General features: G+C 63.9%; 10 protein-coding genes and 4 pseudogenes. 7 read left to right on the forward strand and 7 right to left on the reverse strand.

Going from position 1 to position 20,396, the window contains the following annotated elements; genetic code table 11:
* Positions 1-61 precede the first annotated feature (61 nt).
* Positions 62-880: an ABC transporter substrate-binding protein gene (locus ACPDZI_RS15025; protein ID WP_257703052.1), complete on the reverse strand. Its 819-nt coding sequence runs from the start codon at positions 878-880 to the stop codon at positions 62-64.
* A 219-nt stretch (positions 881-1,099) separates the two neighbouring features.
* On the opposite strand from ACPDZI_RS15025, the pseudogene ACPDZI_RS15030 reads away from it, so the two are divergent.
* Positions 1,100-1,647, forward strand: a pseudogene (locus ACPDZI_RS15030) (cytochrome b).
* A 41-nt stretch (positions 1,648-1,688) separates the two neighbouring features.
* Here the strand turns inward: ACPDZI_RS15030 and ACPDZI_RS15035 are convergent.
* The 5 genes and pseudogenes from ACPDZI_RS15035 to ACPDZI_RS15055 all read right to left on the reverse strand — a co-directional run bounded on the left by ACPDZI_RS15035 (position 1,689) and on the right by ACPDZI_RS15055 (position 8,184).
* Entirely contained in the window at positions 1,689-2,330 is a 642-nt protein-coding gene (locus ACPDZI_RS15035) for a bactofilin family protein (protein WP_438833401.1), read from the reverse strand.
* 174 nt (positions 2,331-2,504) lie between these two features.
* A pseudogene (locus ACPDZI_RS15040) lies at positions 2,505-6,253 on the reverse strand (AAA family ATPase).
* A gap of 38 nt (positions 6,254-6,291) precedes the next feature.
* Positions 6,292-6,432 (reverse strand): annotated as a pseudogene (locus tag ACPDZI_RS15045) (exonuclease SbcC); the annotation flags it as partial.
* Entirely contained in the window at positions 6,429-7,655 is a 1,227-nt protein-coding gene (locus tag ACPDZI_RS15050) for an exonuclease SbcCD subunit D C-terminal domain-containing protein (RefSeq protein WP_438833402.1), read from the reverse strand. The pseudogene ACPDZI_RS15045 and the gene ACPDZI_RS15050, both read right to left, overlap by 4 nt.
* A 101-nt stretch (positions 7,656-7,756) precedes the next feature.
* A pseudogene (locus ACPDZI_RS15055) lies at positions 7,757-8,184 on the reverse strand (GNAT family N-acetyltransferase).
* Positions 8,185-8,364: 180 nt separating this feature from the next.
* On the opposite strand from ACPDZI_RS15055, the gene rdgC reads away from it, so the two are divergent.
* The 4 genes from rdgC (at position 8,365) to ACPDZI_RS15075 (ending at position 14,858) form a co-directional block, all read left to right on the forward strand.
* Positions 8,365-9,276, forward strand: a complete 912-nt coding sequence (gene rdgC, locus ACPDZI_RS15060; protein ID WP_011706841.1) for a recombination-associated protein RdgC — start codon at positions 8,365-8,367, stop codon at positions 9,274-9,276.
* 182 nt (positions 9,277-9,458) lie between these two features.
* A complete protein-coding gene (gene ggt / locus ACPDZI_RS15065; protein ID WP_438833403.1) occupies positions 9,459-11,237 on the forward strand; it encodes a gamma-glutamyltransferase in 1,779 nt (592 codons plus the stop codon).
* A gap of 385 nt (positions 11,238-11,622) precedes the next feature.
* On the forward strand, positions 11,623-13,266 hold the full coding sequence (ybaL, locus tag ACPDZI_RS15070; RefSeq protein ID WP_438833404.1) for a YbaL family putative K(+) efflux transporter: 1,644 nt from the start codon (positions 11,623-11,625) through the stop codon (positions 13,264-13,266).
* A 410-nt stretch (positions 13,267-13,676) separates the two neighbouring features.
* Positions 13,677-14,858, forward strand: a complete 1,182-nt coding sequence (locus ACPDZI_RS15075; RefSeq protein WP_438833405.1) for a M28 family metallopeptidase — start codon at positions 13,677-13,679, stop codon at positions 14,856-14,858.
* Between the two features lie 75 nt (positions 14,859-14,933).
* Here the strand turns inward: ACPDZI_RS15075 and ACPDZI_RS15080 are convergent, their stop codons facing one another.
* Positions 14,934-15,146 carry a hypothetical protein gene (locus ACPDZI_RS15080; protein WP_438833406.1) on the reverse strand — a complete coding sequence of 71 codons (213 nt, stop codon included), beginning with the start codon at positions 15,144-15,146 and terminating at the stop codon, positions 14,934-14,936.
* A 304-nt stretch (positions 15,147-15,450) separates the two neighbouring features.
* Between ACPDZI_RS15080 and pykF the strand changes: the two genes are divergently transcribed.
* Both pykF and mscK read left to right on the forward strand, forming a co-directional pair.
* Entirely contained in the window at positions 15,451-16,863 is a 1,413-nt protein-coding gene (gene pykF / locus ACPDZI_RS15085) for a pyruvate kinase PykF (RefSeq protein ID WP_010633307.1), read from the forward strand.
* Positions 16,864-17,012: 149 nt separating this feature from the next.
* Entirely contained in the window at positions 17,013-20,336 is a 3,324-nt protein-coding gene (gene mscK, locus ACPDZI_RS15090; protein WP_438833407.1) for a mechanosensitive channel MscK, read from the forward strand.
* Positions 20,337-20,396 lie beyond the last annotated feature (60 nt).

Here is a 20,396-nt window from a genome sequence, read left to right on the forward strand (position 1 = left end):
GGTAACTCCCTTACCAAGGTATCGTTCAAAGTTAAGTGAGCGCTGATCGCGGGTAAAGCGCTCATTGTGCGGCTCTGACCGCCTTGGTCGCAGCATTTTCTCCCGGTTGCCACTCCTGATAGGGGCCATGAATGCCGGAGTAGATCTTGTCGAGCTGACCGGAGGCCCTGAGCCGCTCGATGGACTGGCTCAGGAAACGATCGACCACATCCCCTTTCGGCCCCTTGGGGATGATGAACACATCGTCAAACTCGCCGAAATAGACCCGGTGGATATTGGTCAGCCCCATCTTGCGCAGGGTGAAATCCGCCTCCTCCTGCGCCCACAGAAAGGCATCGATACGGCCCCGGCTCAGCTTGCCGAGGGATTGCTCGAGCGAGAGGGAGCGCTTGACCGAGAAGGGCCAGAAGTCGGTCACCCCCTCGATGAGCAGATCCCGCTTGGTGTACTCGTAGCCCAGTACCATGGCGGGAGTAATGGGCGCCGCACTGTTGCTGTAGAGCACGTGGGTCACCTTGCCAAAGCTCGCCGAGCTGAAGCGATAGGGCAGCATGGACTCGTCGATGTAGGGATTGCGCAGCGCCGGCAGATTGAAGTCCGCCTCCCCCACCACCACGCTTCGAGTGGCACGGGACATGGGGTAGACCATCACGCTCACCTCCACCCCGTCATCCAGCCCGGCGATGGCCTTGACCAGGTCGACGAAGGGACCGGTGCCGTTGGAATCGATGAGCCCCGGCAACAAACCAAGATAGGCTGAAAAATGAGTCGGTCGGCCAGGTTCTGCCGCAGCCAGCTGCTCCTCATCACCCCCTGTCATCCCCAACAGCATGGCCAGCAGCATCAAGCCTGCCAGCACGCCCACTCTCAGATGCTTCATGATGCAACCCCTCACCACCCTGGCCGGCATGGCCCTGTTGATCAGAAGCATAGACTCGGCACAGAGTGTGTCGGGCGAGTTGCAAATAAGATGTTAAAAAACACACCGAGATCAAGGTTTTGACACATCTGCGCGGTAACATGAGAGAGAATGGTGCGGGGGCAGGATGCCCGATGCGACCACCCTTGATGCAATGCGAGCCCCGAGAAGGATATGAGCATGTTGAAAAATACCGAACAACGTTATGGCAGCCTGAGCATAGGGCTGCACTGGTTGACCCTGCTGCTGATGATCGCCGTCTATGCGCTGATGGAGTTCAGGGACATCTTCCCCAAAGGGTCGGCGGCCGCGACCTGATGAAGGAGTTTCACTTCATGGTGGGTCTGCTGATCCTGGCGCTGGTGGTCGTGCGCCTGCTGGTGCGCGTGGGTAGCCCTTCACCGCGTATCGTGCCCGAGCTCTCCCCCCTGATGCTCACGCTGGCCAAGCTCGCCCACCTGGCGCTCTATGGCTTCCTGATCCTCACTCCGCTGCTGGGCTGGCTGCTGCTGAGTGCGGGCGGCAAGCCCATCCCCTTCTTCGGCCTGGCGCTCCCCGCCCTCATCGCCCCCGACGACGGCCTGAAGGGCACCATCAAGGAGTTGCACGAGACGCTGGCCAACATTGGCTATGCCCTGATTGCCCTGCACGCGGCGGCAGCCATCTACCACCACCATGTGCTCAAGGACAACACCCTGACCAATATGCTGCCCGAGCGGCGCAGTTGATCCCTTGCCAGCAAAGAGGGGCGTACTCGCCCCTCTTTTGATCAGGCCTGTTTGGCCACCACCTCGGCAGCATCGACAGCCTTGTTTTTACCTTCAGGCTGCAGTTGCTTGACGTTGCCCTTGCTCTCGCCCTTCTGCTCTTCCTGAGACTGGGACTGGCCGACAAACTGGCCTCCCTTGCGGATGGAGAGGCTCCCGCCCTTGAACAACCCCTTCATCTTGCCGTTTTCGAGGATCTCCACCTCGCTCGAGGCACAGGTGCCATCCAGAGTGCCATTGATGATCACGTGGGCGGCGCTGACATCCCCTTCAATCCGGCCGTCTTCCATGATGCGTACCGTCCCGCCGTTCAGTTGCAGCGTCCCGACGAACTGGCCATACACATCCAAATTGCCCTCCACCTGCAACTCGCCCTTGAAACGGGCCCCCTTGGCGATCACCGTGGTCGTGCTCCCCGTCCCGACCATCTCAGACTCATTGCGCTTTCGTCCAAACATCTTGGTTTTCTCCACCATCAACAGCAGCACCATCAGTAGCAATGGCACTATGGGTAATTTGTAATATGCAGATCCCGCCACATAGAGCAGCAACGCCAGGCCCCAGCAGAACCAGATGAGATAAAGCGCGTCACTGCGTGGCCGCATCGCGATGCGAGCCAGGATCCTTTCAGGCATCAATGTCATTGACCATTCCCTCTTGCGGGCAGATGGATGCAAGACCGGGGTCAACCCCTCACTCTCGTTTCCCGCGATACGCGGGCATGGACCTAGCTCAAGCGACCAGATTGCCGAAACACTGAAACAAAAAAGCCCCGCCAGAAGGCGGGGCAGCGATTCATCCGTAAACCCAAGCAGGGCTCAGGGCAACACCACCCGGCTTTCACCGCCACCGAGGGCCTCCACCCGCACCTGCACACCGATCCGCTCCACCAGGGTCTGCACGTGGGAGATGACCCCGATCTGGCGGCGGCCGCCTGCAGGGAGTCGAGACTGGAGAGCGCCAGATCCAGGCTGTCGGGATCAAGCGTGCCGAAGCCTTCGTCGATAAACAGCGATTCGACCTGGGTCTGGCGCGACGACAGGCTGGAGAGGGCCAGCGCCAGCGCCAGCGATACCAGGAAGCTTTCACCGCCGGAGAGGGAATCCACCGAACGCACCTCATCCCCCATGTCGAGATCCACCACCTGCAGCGCCAGATCGGTGCCGGGCACCCGCTCCAGCCGATAGCGGGGGAGAGCTCGGCGAGCTGGGAGTTGGCCTCCAGCAGCAGCCGCTCCAGGGTGAGGCTCTGGGCGAAGGTGCGCAGCTTGGCGCCGCTGGCCGAACCAATGAGATCGGAGAGCCGCTGCCAATGATCCGCCACCGCCTGCTGGGCAGCCAGCTCCTCCTGCAAGGTGCCCGCCTTGAGGGCCGCCGCCTCGGCCTGGGCCAGCGTGCTCTTGCACTGGAACAGCTGCTCGTCGAGAGCGCGGCAGTGCGCCTCCAGCGCCGTCAGCCGGCTGTCGAGCTCCTGTGGCGCCAACGTGGCCAGCTCGGGGTGGTGCTCGCGGTAACGATCCCGCTTGCTCTCCTCCAGCGCCAGCGCCCGCTGCCGCTCGGTCAAACGGGTGCGCGCCTCAGCGCGGGCATCCTCCAGCGCCTGCAAGGCGGCGCGGCGCCCCTTGAGCTCATCCGGGCTCATGGCCAGCAGGCGGCGCAGGTCATATTCGGCGATGCCGAGGCTGCTGGCGTGGGCAGCCCAGCGCCCAAGCACCTCCCGTCGCCGCCGGCTGCTCACCTGCTTCTCCTGCTCCAAATGGCTGAGACGGGTCTTGAGCTCGGTCTGACGCTCGCGCAGGGCGCGCGCCGCCCCCTGCATCGTCTCCAGCTCGCCGGCCAGTTGCTGCAGCCGCTGCTGCCAGCGGCTCTCGACCAGGGCAATCTCCTCCCCCCAGACAGGCAGCGCGGCTGGTGACCAGCCCCTGCCGTTGCTGTTCGTGCTCCTTGTAGTCGCGCTCGAGCTTGTGCAGCAGCTCGCGCTGGGTCTGCAGGCGTGCCTCCTGGGCGCTCAGGGCCGGGGTGAGGCTGGCAATCTCGCCGGTCAGCCGCTCCCACTCGCTCTGGCCGTGCAGCCAGGCCTCGCAGGCCCGCTGCCACTCATGCCACTGCTGGCTGCCCAGCCACTGACGCCAGGGCTGGCCTCCCATCTGCTCGTCGAGCCGGCTGCCCCCCTGCTCAAGGCGCTGGCGCAGGGTCGTTTCCTGCTCGCCCATCCCCTTCACCTCCCCTTCCAGGGCGATGCGCTGGCGGTCGGCCTCCTGCCACTGCTGCTCGAACTGCTGGTGCTGGCTGGCCAGCTGACTCAGCTGCTGGCGCACGGCCTGCAACTGCTGCTGCCCCTGCTGGGCCTCGCGCAGTTGCTGCTGGCTGCGGACCAGCCCCTGCTCCAGACTCTGGCCGCGACCGAGCAGGGTACTCATCAATTCGTTCCACTCAATCGGGCTCTGACGTAGCGGCAACGGATGGCCCAGCAGCTCGGCACCGCCGAGCTGCTGCCAGCGCTGGGTCAGCTGCTCGGCGCGCGTCTCCAGCTCAGGTAGATGTTGCTGACGCACCGCCAGCTGGCGGGCCAGCTCCTGGCGTTCACTCTCGCACTGAATGTATTGGTGATTGAGCCGCTCCCACTCGAGCTCGAGGCTGCGGACGCGCTCCGCCAGCTGCCCCAGAATGCCCGCCACCTGTGGCTGACTCTGGTGATAGGGGTGCTCCTCGGCGCCGCAGAGCGGGCAAGGTTCACCGTCGCGCAGGATATGGCGATGCTGCTCGAAACTGGCGATGGCACGGGACTGTTCCAGTGCGTGACGCGCCTCGTCCCGTTGCAGGGCGAGCCGCTCGCGGGCCGGCGTCAGCTCGTCGCCGAGGATGGCCAGCTTGCCGAGCGCCTGCTCCAGCTGGACGATCTCCTGCTGCAGGCGACCATGCTGCTCACCGTGATTGCGGCCATAGTCCGCCAGCTCCAACAGCTGGCGCAGCTGGCCCAGCTGCTCAGTCTGCCCTTGCCACTGCTCCTGCGCCTTGGCCAGACGCCCCTCCCACTGCTGCTCCTGCAGCTCGTGCTGTTGCTGCTGCAGTCGCGCCTGCTCGCGCTGCCAATAGTCGCGCTCCTGCTGCCCCTGTTCCAGCTGGTGCTGCAACTGCCTGAGGGCGCGCAGCTTGTGTTCGCGCAGGGTGAGCAGTTGCTGCAGCCTGTCGGCATCCTCGGCCCAATCCTGCATGGCGGTGAGCAGGGGCTGCCACTGGCGGGCCACCGGCGCCAGCTCCTTGTGCTCCTCAAGCCAGGCACCCCACTGCTGGTGCTGGCCCTTGAGCTGCTCCACCTGCTGGCACTGCTGGCGCCAGCCCTGCTCCAGGGTGAGCTGCACCTCCCGCTCCTGCGCCCCCTCCTGCTGGATCTTCTGCAGTTGCTGCTGCTTTTCCCGAATGCGGGTGTCGAGCTCCTGCGCCCGTTTGAGATCGGGCTGCAGGGCGCCCCACTCGCGCTCGGCGGCGATCTTCTCCGCCAGCAGCTGTTGTTCGCTGAGGGCGCTCTGCTGGGTCTTCTCCTCCAGCTTGCCAAGTTCAGGACCAAGCTCGGCCAGCGCCTTCTCCTGCTGTTGCACCTCCAGGGTGAGGCGAGCCAGTTCGTCGTGATCCGCGCGGGCCACCTGGGCCTGCTCGGCGCGGACGAACTCCTCGCGCTCGGGGGCGGCCGCAGCGTGGGCCGCCTCGGCCGCGGCAAGGGCCTCCTCTCCCTCCTGACAGGCCTGAAACTGGGCAGCGATACGGCCGTTGAGATCGCGCAAGTCCTGCATCAGCTGCTGTTGCTGCTGCTCGTGCTTGAGGCTGGTGGCGAGGCTGACCTGCTGGCTCACCCACTGCTCGCGGGTCGCCTCGTCCATCAGCGCCACGTCACCGAGCCGCTGGCTGATGGCAGCCTGTTTCTGCTGCTCCTCCCGCGCCCGCTCATGGGTCTGAATCGAAATGGCGGAGTAGAGCTCGGTGCCGGTCATCCGTTCGAGCAGGGCCGAACGCTCGTCGGCGCTCGACTTGAGGAAGGCGGCAAACTCCCCCTGCGGCAGGATGACGGCGCGGCGAAACTGCTCCCAGGAGAGCCCCACCAGCTCGTCGATGCGATCCTGCAGCTCCCGCTTGCTGCCACTGAACACCTGGCCCGACGCCACGTCGGTCAGGCTGCGCTCCTGGGCCTGAAAGCGCCCCTCGGCGCGGTTGCGGGCCCGGCGCACCGCCCAGCGGGCCAGCCAGATGCGGCCGTCACAGCCGCGAAACTGCACCTCGGCAAAACCGCTGGCGTGGCCGCGGCTGAGGATGCCGCGCACGTCGTTGGCCTTGAGCTTCTCCTCGTCATCCATGCGGCCCACTTCGGCGACGTTCTTGCGATTGGCGATAAAGCGCGGCATCTCGTCGTAGAGTGCCAGACAGATGGCATCGAGCAGGGTACTCTTGCCCGCGCCGGTATTGCCGGTGATGGCAAACAGGCCGGCGGCCCCCAGGGCGCCACCGGCAAAATCGATGGTGAATTGACCGGTCAGGCTGGCGAGGTTCTCACCACTCAAAGAGAGGATCTTCATACGCCACACGCCTCCATCCATACCGACCCGATATCGCACGTGCTCTTGCCCCCATCAGCCCGGGTATTGCCGGTGATGGCAAACAGGCCGGCGGCCCCCAGGGCACCACCGGCAAAGTCGATGGTAAAGGGGCCGGTCAGGCTGGCCAGATTCTCCCCTGACAGCAACAAGATTTTCATTGGCTAGACTCCTTCACCTGCTCCAGGATCTCTTCAAACGACGCCACCAATTCGGCCTCCGGCTCCCCGTCGAACTGACGCTGATAGCAGAGGCGAAACACCTCGGTGGGGGAGAGCTCATCGAGCCGGCGCTGGCCGGCACCATCCGCCAGCCCCTGGCCCGAGCCCTGATAACTGGTCGTGATGCGGGCAAGGCGCACCGGCTTGTCACCGATGGCGGCCAGCACGCGCTCGCGGATGCGGGCCTCGGGTTTGGGCAGCAGCAGCCGCACCTCGAGGAAGGGCTGGGCCTGCTGCGGGCAAGCAGGCAGGTCCAGCGCCTCGATGGCCCGGAGCGCCTCGTCGAGGCCGCTCTGGGGCAGCCGGATCATCTCCACCGCACGGGGCACCGGGATCCGCTCAAGCCGGGTCAGCTTGCCCCCCTCAAACGTCACCTCCAGCACCTGATGGTTGTAGTTCGCCTCGGCCAGCGAGAGCGGCAGCGGCGAGCCGCTGTAGTGCACCCCCTCGGCCGGGCTCTGCGCCAGGTGCAGGTGACCCAGCGCCGTGTAGTCGGCGGCGGCAAACAGCTCGGCAGGCAGAGCATGCTGGTTGCCGCCGAGCACCCGCCGCTCGGATAGCTCGGAGAGCTGACCCGCCGCCAGATAGGCGTGGCCCATGGCGATGAGGGCCTGATCCGGATGGCAGCGCGCACGCCCCTCGCTCAGCACCGCCTCATAGACCTGGCGTACCCCTTCGATGAGTCTGTCCTGCCCCTCGTTGAGCCCGTCGGGGCGCAGATCGCTGCTGCGCAGAAACGGCACGGCGGCGCACCAGGCGGCCACTTCGCCATCCTTGCCTCGCAGCGGCACCAGCAGGCGCTCGGTCTCGAGACGCCCTTCGTCGTCCCGGCTGATGCTGCCCACCAGATGCAGGTCGAAGGCGCGCAGCAGCTCGTGGGGGGCATCCAGCTTGGAAGGAGAATCGTGGTTGCCGCCGATCAGCACCATATCCAGTGCCGGGTGCTCGGCGCGCAGCCGCGCCAGAAAGCGGTAGAGCTGCTGCCAGGCGCTGGCGGGAGGGTTGGCGGTATCGAACAGATCGCCCGCCACCAGCAAGGCGTCGATGTCGCGGCGCTTGATGGTGTCGGTCAGCCAGTCGAGAAAGGCATCGTGTTCAAAACGGCGATCGTGGCCATGGAGTTGATGGCCAAGATGCCAGTCGGCGGTATGCAGGATCTTCATGAAAAACGGCTCGTATGGAGGAGGTGTCAGCGGCACCCGATGCAGACAAGATGAGGATATGCCTCCCCTTTTTCAAGCCATACCCGGCGTGGCCGGCAGATTCAGGCGGGCTCGCAGCACATCTGGTACTGGGGATGGCCGGTGAGGGGATCGGCCACCTCCCCCTCGATCACGAAACCGTGGCGACGATAAAAGCGCACCGCCAGATCGTTTTCCACGAACACCCGCGCGTGCAGTCGGGCCCCCTTGGATTTGGCCTCCTGCAGCAGGGCATGGCCCACCCCCGCCCCTGGCGGTCGGGGCGCACGAACAGGGCCGCCAGGTAGTCATCCACCAGCGCCATGAAACCGAGCAGCTCGCCGCGCTCCTCGAACACCCAGATGCGGGCGTGATCGAGATAGCGGGTGCGCAGATCTTCCTGGGCCTGCCACCAGCAGGAGGCATCGACAAAGTCGTGGGCCTGCAGGGAGGCCAGCAACCAGATTTCGACGATCTCGTCCATGTCGTCGGACCGACTCGCCCTCAACATATTGGTATCCTTGTTAACAACCTGAACATCCGCAGTCTAGGGGAGTTTGATGACGGCTTTGGGGACGAATATGACTCCCTGTGAAGTCGATCGCCCTTTATTTAACAAGAATGATTGGCTGATCACAAAGCGCCTCTCTAGTACAATGCCCGCCGGACAATCTATGAGACCGAGGACGCCATGTGGTTTAAAAACCTGCAGATTTATCGCTTTACCCGCCCCTTCGAGCTGACCGTCGAGCAGCTGGAAACCCAGCTGGAAGCCTGTGCCTTCACCCCGTGCGGCAGCCAGGACATCTCCCGGTTCGGGTGGGTCAAGCCCCTTGGCAAATTCGGCTCCACCCTGACCCACTCCGCCGCCGGCCACATCCTCATCTGTGCCCGCAAGGAAGAGAAGATGCTGCCCGGCACCGTGGTCAAGGAGATGCTGGCGGAGAAGGTAGAAGCGATCGAGTTCGAGCAGGGCCGCGCCCTCAAGAAGAAAGAGAAGGAAGCGCTCAAGGAGGAGATCCTCCACACCCTGCTGCCGCGCGCCTTCAGCCGCACCAGCCAGACCTTCGCCTGGATCAATCCGGCCGACAACCTGATGGTGGTGGACGCGGGCTCCGCCAAGAAGGCGGACGACCTGCTGGCCCTGCTGCGCAAATCCATCGGCACCCTGCCGGTGGTGCCGGTGGCCCTCAAGAACCCGCCCGAGATCACCATGACCGAGTGGCTGAACGAGGGCAACCTGCCCGCCTCCTTCACCCTGGAGGACGAGGCCGAGCTGCGCAGCGCCATGGAGCACGGTGGCATCATCCGCTGCAAGCAGCAGGATCTGATGACGGACGAGATCAAGAACCACCTGGCCAACGACAAGCTGGTCACCAAGCTGGCCCTCAACTGGGGCGAAACCCTGAGTTTCGTGCTGGGGGACGATCTCTCCATCAAGCGCCTGAAATTCAGCGAAGAGCTGCGCGAGCAGAACGATGACGTCACCAGCGAAGATCCGGCCGCCCGTCTGGATGCCGACTTCGCCCTGGTCACCGCCGAGCTGGCCCAGTTCATCCCGGCCCTGTTTGCCGCCCTGGGTGGTGAAGAGCAGTCCATCTAAGCGAACTGGCTCAGCCTGATTGCAAAAAAACCGCCTCCGGGCGGTTTTTTTTATGGGCATGTGCCCAGTGCGACTTGTTGATAGATGAGTAACTTGTTGATCTGGTTCAACAACTTGAGTCATTAGCGCCAATCGTGACATAGTCCCCCACTCATGCTCATAAAACAGACAAGGAGAGTGTCATGTTGCGCAAACCACTGGGGCTGGCCATCGCCCTCGCTCTGCTGGCCGGCTGCGCCGCTCAGCAGAGCCTGCAAGCGCCCCCCGCCCACACCCTGATCGCGCCGGAGGCCGCCAGCGGCTGGCAGGACAAGCAGGGCTGGCAAGGCCGCGACTTCATGGTGGCCGCCGCCAACCCGCTGGCGGTGGAGGCAGGCTACCAGATGATCCAGGCCGGCGGCAGCGCGGTGGACGCCGCCATCGCGGTGCAGCTGGTGTTGACCCTGGTGGAGCCGCAATCCTCCGGCATCGGCGGCGGCTCCCTCATGCTGGTGTGGGATGGCCAGAAAGTTGCGGCGGTGGATGGCCGCGAGACGGCCCCCGCCGCCGCCACCGATCAGCTGTTCATGAAGGATGGCAAGCCGATGGCCTTCTACGACGGCGTGGTGGGCGGGCGCTCGGTGGGCGCCCCCGGCACGGTGCGGGCGCTGGCGCTGGCCCACCAGCGTTACGGCAAGCTGCCCTGGGCTGCGCTGTTCGAGCCCGCCATCGCCCTCGCGGAGCAGGGATTCGTGATAAGCCCGCGGCTGGCCGCGCTGCTGGCCAAGGACCCTTACCTTGCCAAGGACCCGGATGCGCGGGCCTACTTCTATCAGGCCGACGGCAGCCCCAAAGCGGCGGGAACCCGACTGACCAACCCGGCCCTGGCCAAGGTGCTGCGAACCCTGGCAAGCCAGGGGCCGGACGCCTTCTATCACGGCCCGCTGGCCGAGGCCATGGTGGCCAAGGTGCACGCCCACCCGACCAACCCCGGGGTGCTGAGCGCGGTCGATCTCGCCAGCTATCGTGCCAGGCTGCACGATGGCCTCTGCTTTGACTATCGCCAGAGCCGGGTGTGCGGCTTCCCGGCACCCTCGTCCGGCACCATCGCCCTCGGCCAGATCTTCGGCATGCTGGAGAGCCGCGACATGGCGGCCCTCAAGCCGGTACAAGGTGAGCAGGGCCAGCCGGCCGCCTCCGCCGAAGCGATCCACCTCTACAGCGAGGCGGCGCGGCTCGCCTTTGCCGATCGCAACCAGTACGTGGCGGACAGCGATTATGTGGCGGTCCCCGTCAGCGGCCTGCTCGACAAGCACTATCTGGCTCGGCGCGGCGCCCTCATCGGCGAGCGCTCCATGGGACTGGCCAAAGCGGGCACCCCGCCACTGGCGCCGGCTCGCGGCCAGGATGCCACCCCGGAGCTCCCCTCCACCAGCCACGTCTCCATCGTCGACAAGGCGGGGATGGCGGTCTCCATGACCAGCTCCATCGAAGATGGCTTCGGCTCGCGGCTGATGGTCAACGGCTACCTGCTCAACAACCAGCTCACCGACTTCTCTTTCACCTCGCTGGACGCCGCCGGGCTGCCGGTGGCCAACCGAGTGGAGCCGGGCAAACGGCCGCGCTCCTCCATGTCCCCTCTGCTGGTGTTTGACAAGGGCAGCGGTGAGCTGGAGATGAGCCTGGGCTCGCCGGGGGGCTCCGCCATCATCAACTACGTGGGCAAGGCGCTGCTCGGCACCCAGGATTGGGGGCTCGACCTGCAGCAGGCCATCAACCTGCCCAATTTCGGCAGTCGCAACGGCCCCACCGAGCTGGAGGCTGGCCGCACCCCGGCCGCAGTGGTAGAGGCGCTCAAGGCGAAGGGGCACGAGGTGGTGCTGAGCGAGCAGACCTCGGGCCTGCAGGGCGTGCAGCGCAACACCGGCGGCTGGCTGGGCGCAGCAGATCCGCGCCGGGAGGGGATCGCCAAGGGTCATTGAACCCGGGGTCTGCCCCCAGCTCTGAATGCAACGAAGCGGCCGGTCGGCCGCTTTTTTTGTGAGTCCAGGATCCGTTCGCCCTGGCCACAAAAATCATCACCGATTGATTAATGTTGCCAAGCCTGGCTAATAAAAGCCGCACCACTCACCTTAAAAACACAACTTATCCACTTTAAATAGCAAAATAATCTTTAAATGTGGATAAACATTGCTTTTTCACCAAAAACGTATTATTTTTCAACAGAAACGGCAACTGTTGTCCCTCTGACACGCCCCGTGCACGGGACCAGCATCTGTCTCTTTCGCCCCCTGCTCATTGACAGCTGCCCTCTTCGTCCGCGCGGTGATCTGGTAGCCCCCTGACTGCCATTAGCGAGGTGACGACATGGACCACTCCCTTCCCCTGATTACCACCCTGGTCGGCGGCTTCGTGCTGGCCTACATCCTCGGCATGCTGGCCCAGCGCCTCAAGATCTCCCCCATGGTGGGTTATCTGGCGGCCGGCGTCATCTCGGGCCCCTTCACCCCGGGGTATGTGGCCGACATGAAGCTGGTGCCCGAGCTGGCGGAGCTGGGGGTGATCCTGCTGATGTTCGGAGTGGGGCTGCATTTCTCCTTCCGTGATCTGATGTCGGTGAAACGCATCGCCATCCCCGGCGCCATTGCTCAGATCGCCGTCGCCACCTTGCTAGGCATGGGGCTCTCCTCCCTGCTGGGCTGGGATCCGGTCGCCGGCCTGATGTTCGGCCTCGCCCTCTCCACCGCCAGTACCGTGGTGCTGCTGCGGGCGCTGGAGAGCCGCCAGAATCTGGAAACCCTGCAGGGGCGCATCGCTATCGGCTGGCTCATCGTCGAGGATCTGGTGATGGTGCTGGCACTGGTGATGCTGCCGATCATCGCCGACATCCAGTTCGGCGAGCAGGCCCTGAGCTGGCAGAGCATAGCGCTGGATCTGGGCTGGACCCTCGGCAAGGTGAGCCTGTTCGTGGCGCTGATGATGGTGGTGGGCAGCCGCTTCATCCCCTGGCTACTGGCCCACACCGCCAGCACCGGCTCGCGCGAGCTGTTCACCCTGGCGGTACTGACCTGCTCGCTCGGCATCGCCTTTGGCGCGGTCAAACTGTTTGGCGTCTCCTTCGCCCTCGCCGCCTTCTTCACCGGCATCGTCATGAACCGCTCCGAGCTGAGCCACCGCGCCGCCAACAATACCCTGCCGCTGCAAGACGCCTTCGCCGTGCTGTTCTTCGTCTCGGTGGGCATGCTGTTCAACCCGGCGGTGCTGCTGACCGAGCCGCTGGCGGTGCTGGCCACCCTGTTCATCATCATGTTCGGCAAGTCGGCGGCGGCTTACGCCATCGTGCGGCTGTTCCGCTACAGCCGGCGCACCGCCCTCACCATCTCCGCCAGCCTGGCCCAGATCGGCGAGTTCTCCTTCATCCTCATCGGGCTGGCCATCGTGCTCAAGCTGGTGCCGGAAGGGGCCCGCGACCTGATCCTGGTGGGTGCCAGCCTCTCCATCATGCTCAACCCGCTGGTGTTCAACGCCGTCGAGCGCTACCTGGAGAAACACCCGGACGCCGACAACGCCAAGATGCTGGCCGAGTGCAAGTGCCCGGCGGTGGAGATGAAGGCCCACACCATACTGGTGGGCTATGGCCGGGTCGGCCGCCTGCTGGTGAATGGCCTGCAGCAGGCCGGGCGCGAGCTGGTGGTGATCGAGCAGGATCCGCACCGGCTAGAGAGTTTGCGCCAGGCCGACATTCCCCACGTCAACGGCAACGTGGCAGATGACGAGGTGCTGTGCCGCGCCGCCATCACCGACGCCAGCTGGCTGCTGGTGGCCATCCCCAACAGCTTCGAGGCCGGCGAGGCCATCGCCCAGGCCAAGCTCATCAACCCGGCGCTCCGGGTGATCGCCCGCGCCCACAGCGACGACGAGGTAAGCTTCCTCACCAAGCAGGGAGCGGACAAGGTGATCATGGGCGAGCGGGAGATAGCCCTCGGCATGCTGGCCCAGGCCACCGCATAAACCGCCATCCAGTGAACATCCAGTGGAAAAGAGGGGCCTTGGCCCCTCTTTTTTATGCCTCTTTGTCCACCCGCGCTTTTGAGCACCCACCGCTTCCCCACCCATTCTCGCCGGCGTCTCGCGCCGATATGGCACAATTTGACTCCCTTTGTCAGCCCCCCAGGTCAGGGCCGCACGCCGCCTCTGCGGCGGGCACGCTGCGCAGCTTCCCCTCGCCAGCACAAAGCTCCAGCGGTTACCCCCAGCGGGGCGCAGTAGACAGCAGATCCTGCAGCGGCCCCCACCGGACGGGGGTAGGGTCGCGCCAGATGGGCAAATTCGCCAGTCAGCCACCTTGGCTAGACTGGGCCAGTCGTCTTATGACACCCACTTGGCACACATGCCTGCAACTCAATCTGGAAGGATCCGCTATGAAACCCTTGTTGACCGCCCTCTTGCTTCCCCTGCTGCCCCTCGCCGTACAGGCCGCCGAGCCCGTCTGGATCACGGTCGGTGCCGACAGCGGCGTTGAGCTCAAACAGGTCAAGGCCAAACTGGCCCCCCTGTTCAGCGCCAGCGGCGCCCCGGTTCAGCTGGCCCAGGTCGAGGCGAGCGAGCTTGGCACCCTCTCCCACCTGATGCACGAAGGGCACCAGCGCTGCGGCGGCTATGTGGTGCACAGCACCCTGGCCGACGCCCTGCAGAGCATGGCCCAGCCCATCAGCCAGAACCTGTTCAGCGCCCCGCCGCTGACCCAGGGGGCCAGCGTCAACCGGCTGCTGCCCTATCTGGATCAGGGCAACATAGTCGGCACCATCAGCCAGCTCGCCAGCTGGCGCAACCGCTACTACACCACCACCACAGGGGTGCAGTCGGCGGACTGGGTGGCCGGCCAGTGGCAGACCCTGAGCGCGGCCCTGCCCTGGGCCAGCGTCAGCCGGGTCAAGCACAGCGGCTATCCGCAACAATCCGTGGTGCTGACCCTCAAGGGCAGCCGCTACCCGGACGAAGTGGTGGTGCTCGGCGGTCACCTCGACTCCACCGCGGGCTCGGCCCCCAACAGCCGCACCCTGGCCCCCGGCGCCGATGACGATGCCTCCGGCATCGCTACCCTGACCGAGGTGCTGCGGGTCATCGCCGAGCAGGGCCGCCAGCCGGAGCGCACCCTGCAGTTCATCGGCTATGCGGCAGAAGAGGTCGGGCTGCGCGGCTCCAAGGACATCGCCACCCGATACAAGGCGGCTAACACCAAGGTGCTGGCGGCGCTGCAGCTGGACATGACCAACTACCAGGGCTCGGCACAAGACATCGTCTTCATGACCGACTACACCGACAAGGGGCTGACCGGCTATCTGGCCCAGCTGCTGGACACCTATCTGCCCCAGATCCGCTACGGCTATGACAGCTGCGGTTACGGCTGCTCGGATCACGCCTCCTGGCACAATCAGGGCTACCCGGCCGCCATGCCGTTCGAGTCGCGCTTCAACGACTACAACCCCAACATCCACACCGCCCAGGATACCTTGCAGAACTCTGATCCCTCGGCTGCCCACGCCCTCAAGTTCGCCCAGCTGGCCACCAGCTTCGCCATCGAGATGGGCAAGATAAACTGAGCCGCCAAGACGAGGTGACGCACCGAAAACAAGAGGGAGGCCAGGCCTCCCTCTTTTCGTCTCTGCATCTGCCACTCAGGGCTGCCGATGCTCCCCGTTAAGCGGAGGGGTCGGGCGCGGCAAGCCTTGCTGCGCACGGACCGTGGCAGCATGGGACTGGTGCATTTCAAGGCGCTCGAAGGTGCGCAGCGCGCCATCGCGGGGTGCGGGATCCGCCGGCCAGCAACTGGCGGGCAGCGCCTGCACGCCCAGCAGGGCAACGGACAACAGCAACAGATAAGGGGCCATCTTGCGGCATTCCGGTGGCAGCAGAGTGTCTATTATTGTCGAGGACCGATGACAGCTTGATGACGGGACGGGATCGTCATTTTACAACATCTGACGAGGCGGGCCGGCGCCGAGATACATATGGCGACATTTATGCCAAATCTACGCGGACCAGTTAATTTATGCCCTAAAAAGTAGCCAAGAGGAAAACGTTATCCCTGAAAAGAAAACGTTATCTGGTCAAAACGTTGTTTCTGGATCATAAAAAGTATCCAAAAACTGGTGTATATTGCACGGCGGAAACTCCTTAACCATGAAGACTGACATGAAAAAGACCAAAATCGTCTGCACCATCGGTCCCAAGACCGAATCCAAAGAAATGCTGGCCAAGATGCTGGACGCCGGCATGAACGTCATGCGCCTGAACTTCTCCCACGGCGACTACGCCGAGCACGGTGGTCGCATCAGCAACCTGCGCGCTGTCATGGCCGAAACCGGCAAGCACGCAGCCATTCTGCTGGACACCAAGGGTCCGGAAATCCGTACCATCAAGCTGGAAGGCGGCAACGACGTTGCCCTGGTCGCTGGCCAGACCTTCACCTTCACCACCGACCAGACCGTGGTTGGCAACAAAGACAAAGTAGCCGTGACCTATGCCGGTTTCGCCAACGACCTGCGCGTCGGCAACCGCATCCTGGTTGACGATGGCCTGATCGGTCTGGACGTCATCGAGATCACCGAGCGCGAAGTCATCTGTAAAGTACTGAACAACGGCGATCTGGGCGAGAACAAGGGCATCAACCTGCCGGGCGTCTCCATCAAGCTGCCGGCCCTGGCCGAGAAAGACAAGCGCGACCTGATCTTCGGTTGCGAGCAAGGCGTTGATTTCGTTGCCGCTTCCTTCATTCGCAAGAAAGAAGACGTGCTGGAAATCCGTGAGCACCTGAAAGCCCACGGTGGCGAGAACATCCAGATCATCTCCAAGATCGAAAACCAGGAAGGCCTGGACAACTTCGACGAGATCCTGGCTGTCTCCGACGGCATCATGGTTGCTCGTGGCGACATGGGTGTAGAAATTCCGGTTGAAGAAGTGATCTTCGCCCAGAAGATGATCATCGAGAAGTGCAACAAAGCCCGCAAAGTGGTCATCACCGCCACCCAGATGCTGGACTCCATGATCAAGAACCCGCGTCCGACCCGCGCCGAAGCCGGCGACGTGGCCAACGCCATCCTGGACGGTACCGACGCAGTGATGCTGTCCGGTGAGTCCGCCAAGGGCAAATACCCGCTGGAAGCCGTGACCATCATGGCCACCATCTGCGAGCGTACCGATGCCGTGATGCCGTCCAACCTGTCTGCTGCCAACGACAGCAACAAGCTGCGCATCACCGAAGCGGTCTGCAAAGGTGCGGTAGAGACCTCCGAGAAGCTGGACGCCCCGCTGATCGTGGTTGCCACCGAAGGCGGCAAGTCTGCCAAGGCCATCCGCAAGTACTTCCCGAAAGCCTGGATCCTGGCCATCACCACCAACAAGAAGACCGCTGCCCAGCTGGTACTGACCAAGGGTGTGGTTGCTCACGTGGTTGACAGCATCGCCTCCACCGACGATTTCTATCGCATCGGTAAAGAAGCGGCGCTGGCCAGCGGCATGGGTCTGAAGGGTGACGTGGTTGTCATGGTCTCCGGTGCCCTGGTACCGAGCGGCACCACCAACACTGCTTCTGTTCACGTTCTTTAATCGGAACTGAACAAGCTGAAAACGGCGCCTGCGGGCGCCGTTTTTTTTATCTGCCCCCCTGCTGCCCATTCCTGCCCGGTGTTAGAATCCACGCGGATTTAATCCAAGTGGGAAATCTCCCAAATATCGCGTAATAACCCGGAAGTTTTATGCTCTCAACACGCTTCAAAAGAGCCTCGGCCACCCTGTTGCCGCTGCTCTGCTTACTCGTCAGCCTCTGCGCCCCGCAGGCCATGGCGCAGGATGTGCCCTCACGTGCCAGCGTGCAGCGGGCGCTCGATGCCCTTGGCAAGTCTGATACCCTCACCGTCAGCCAGCAGGCCGACCAGAAATTCCTGACCGACACCCTCACCCTGCTCGACAGCATCGAGAAGGAGAAGAGCAAGGCCAAGAGCCAGAGCGAGCGCATTCGCTCCCTGCCGGCCGAGCTCAGGGACATCAGCGCCAAGCTCGATGCCCTGACCCAGAACAAGAGTGCCGAGCAGATCAAGAGTGAATACGCCAGCATGAGCCTGAGCGAGCTGGAGAGTCGCCAGCCCGACGTCATGGCCAACATGCAGGATGCCCAGGAAGCCCTCGGCACCATCGGCAGCCAGATCACCAGCCTGCAAACCCTGCCGGAGCGGGCCCAGGCCCTGATGAGCCGCGCCTATCAGCGCAGCCAGGAGATCCGTACCCGTCTCAATGCCGGTGACGGGGTGAGCGGTGCCGAGAAGATGAAGCTGGGTGCCGAGCTGGCCTTGCAGGAGCTGCAACTGGCCAACCTGCAACAGCAGCTGGACAACCGCACCAGCATGCAGGATCTGGCGGTCAAGCAGCGCGACTACCAGAGCGCCCGCCTCACCAACGAGGAGCAAAAGCTGCAGCTGCTGCAAGAGCAGAGCAGTGCCAAGCGCCTCGGTGACACCGAAAAGACCGCCGAGCAGACCGGCGAGCTGGTCGCCGCGGATGACAATCCGCTGGTACAAAAAGAGCAGGAGCTCAACCATCAGCTCAGCCAGCAGCTGGTCAGCGCCACCACCAACCTCAACTCGCTGGTGCAGAAGAACCTGCAGGCCAAGAGCTGGCTGGAGCGCGGCACCCAGACCGAGCGCAACCTCAACGAACAGGTGCAGATGCTCAAGGGCAACCTGCTGCTGTCACGCATTCTCTACCAGCTCTATCAGCAGCTGGAGTCGTCACCCTCCACGCTGGTGAAGAACCTGGAAGAGCAGATCGCCGACCTGCACCTGGCCCAGTTCGAGCTGAGCCAGCAGCGCGACCAGCTGTTCCAGAAGACCCAGTATCTGGACAACCTGGTCGCGAGCAGCAGCGAACCGGTGAGCCAGGAGGACAGAGCCAGCCTCTCCAAGCTGCTCGACACCCGCATCAGCCTGCTCGACCAGCTCAACCGCCAGCTGGATGCCCAGCTGACCAACGCCATCAGCCTGCAGCTGACCCAGCAGCAGCTGGCGCGGATCTACTCCTCCATCGAATTTACCCTGCAGCAGCACATCTTCTGGGTGAGCAGCAACAAGCCCATCGATGGCAAGTGGTTCATCAACTGGCCGGCCCAGGCCTACAAGCAGGCCTCCGACTGGGTGCTGAAACCGGACTGGAGCGGCTGGGGTGAAACCTTGCTGCCGATCACACTGCTGGCCCTGCCGCTGCTGCTGATCGGTGGCCTGCTGATCTGGAAGCGCTCGGCGCTGGTGGAACGGCAGAAGAAGATCACCAAGGACCTGGGGCGTTTTCGCCAGGACAGCCAGTGGCACACCCCGGTTGCTCTCTGCTATACCGTGCTGCAACGCCTGCCGGGCAGCCTGTTCATCCTGGCTGCCGGTCTGCTGCTGACCGACTGCGGTCTGCTCAGCTCCAAGCTGATTTTCCAGATCACCCTCAATCTGGCGCTCGGTTACCTGGTGTTCAGCGTCTATCTGGCGGTGATGCGGCCGGGCGGCATTGCCGAGACCCATTTCCGCATTGCCAGAGCCGAGCTGCAGGCCAAGCGCACCAGCATGCGCTATCTGTGGGTGCCCTTGCTGCCGCTCATCATGCTGTCGACCAAGGCGGTGGTAGAACCCTCGTCGCTGGGCAACGACGTGGTGGGTCAGGCGCTGACCCTGGCCCTGCTGGGGCTGGCCGCCTACCTGGTGTTCCCCATCTCCCGCGCCCGCATCAAGGGCGAGGCGAGCATGCAGCAGTCCATCACCGCCATCGCCCTGGCGCTGGCACCGGTGGCGCTGATGGTGCTGGTGGGGCTGGGCTACTACTACACCGCCCTCAAGCTGACCGGCCGGCTGATCGAATCCTTCTACCTCATCATCATCTGGAGCCTGGTCTACCGCACCGCCCTGCGCGGCCTGGAGCTGGCGGCCCGCCGTCTGGCCTATCGCCGTGCAGTGGCCAAGCGCGAGCACAAGTCTTCGGAAGATGCGGAAGGGGGTGAGTCCATCGAAGAGCAGCCCATGGATCTGGAGGATGTCAGCCAGCAGTCCCTGCGCCTGACCCGCACAGTGCTGCTGCTGGTGTTCGGCGTCGCCTTCTACTGGCTCTGGTCCGATCTGGTGGCGGTCTTCTCCTACCTCGACAGCATGGTGCTGTGGCACAAGAGCGTGGGCTCCGGCGCCAATGCGGTGCTCTACCCCGTCAGCCTGAGCGATGTGCTGACCGCCATCTTCATGCTGGGAGCGGCCTGGTCGCTGGCCCGCAACCTGCCGGGTCTGCTGGAGGTGCTGGTGCTCTCCAAGCTGCGTCTGGCCCAGGGCACGGCCTACGCCATCACCACCATGCTCAACTACGTGCTGATCGGGGTCGGTACCCTCACCGCCCTCTCCCTGATGGGTATGCAGTGGGACAAGCTGCAGTGGCTCGCCGCCGGTCTGACGGTCGGTATCGGTTTCGGTCTGCAGGAGGTGGTCGGCAACTTCGTCTCCGGCATCATCATCCTGTTCGAGCGTCCGGTACGGATCGGTGACACCGTCACCATCGGCACCTTCTCCGGCACCGTCTCCAAGATCCGCATCCGCGCCACCACCATCACCGACTTCGATCGCAAGGAGGTGATCATCCCCAACAAGGTGCTGATGACCGAACGGCTGATCAACTGGTCGCTGAGCGACACCGTCACCCGCGTCATCGTGCGGGTGGGGGTGGCCTACGGTTCGGATCTGGAGCTGACCCGTACCCTGCTGAAACAGGCGGCGGACGACAACAGCCGCGTCTTGAAAGACCCGGCCCCCATCGTCTACTTCCTCACCTTCGGCCCCAGCACCCTGGATCACGAGCTGCGCTTCTTCGTGAGCGAGCTCGGCGATCGCAACCCGGCGGTGGACGAGCTGAACCGCAAGATCGACGCCTTGTTCAAGGCCAACGGCATCGAGATCGCGTTCAACCAGATGGACGTCTACATCAAGAACATGAAGGGCGAAGAGCAGAAGGTGGAGTCCGATTCCACCCAGCCTCCCGCCCTGCCGGGTGCCCAACCCGGCTAAGGCAGCACGCCATGCCACTCGAAGGCCCCGCAAGGGGCCTTTTTTATGGTCGGCGGCCAA

Origin of the sequence: Aeromonas oralensis (genome assembly GCF_049665575.1) — a bacterium.
In the GTDB taxonomy this organism is placed as follows: Bacteria; Pseudomonadota; Gammaproteobacteria; order Enterobacterales; family Aeromonadaceae; genus Aeromonas; species Aeromonas hydrophila.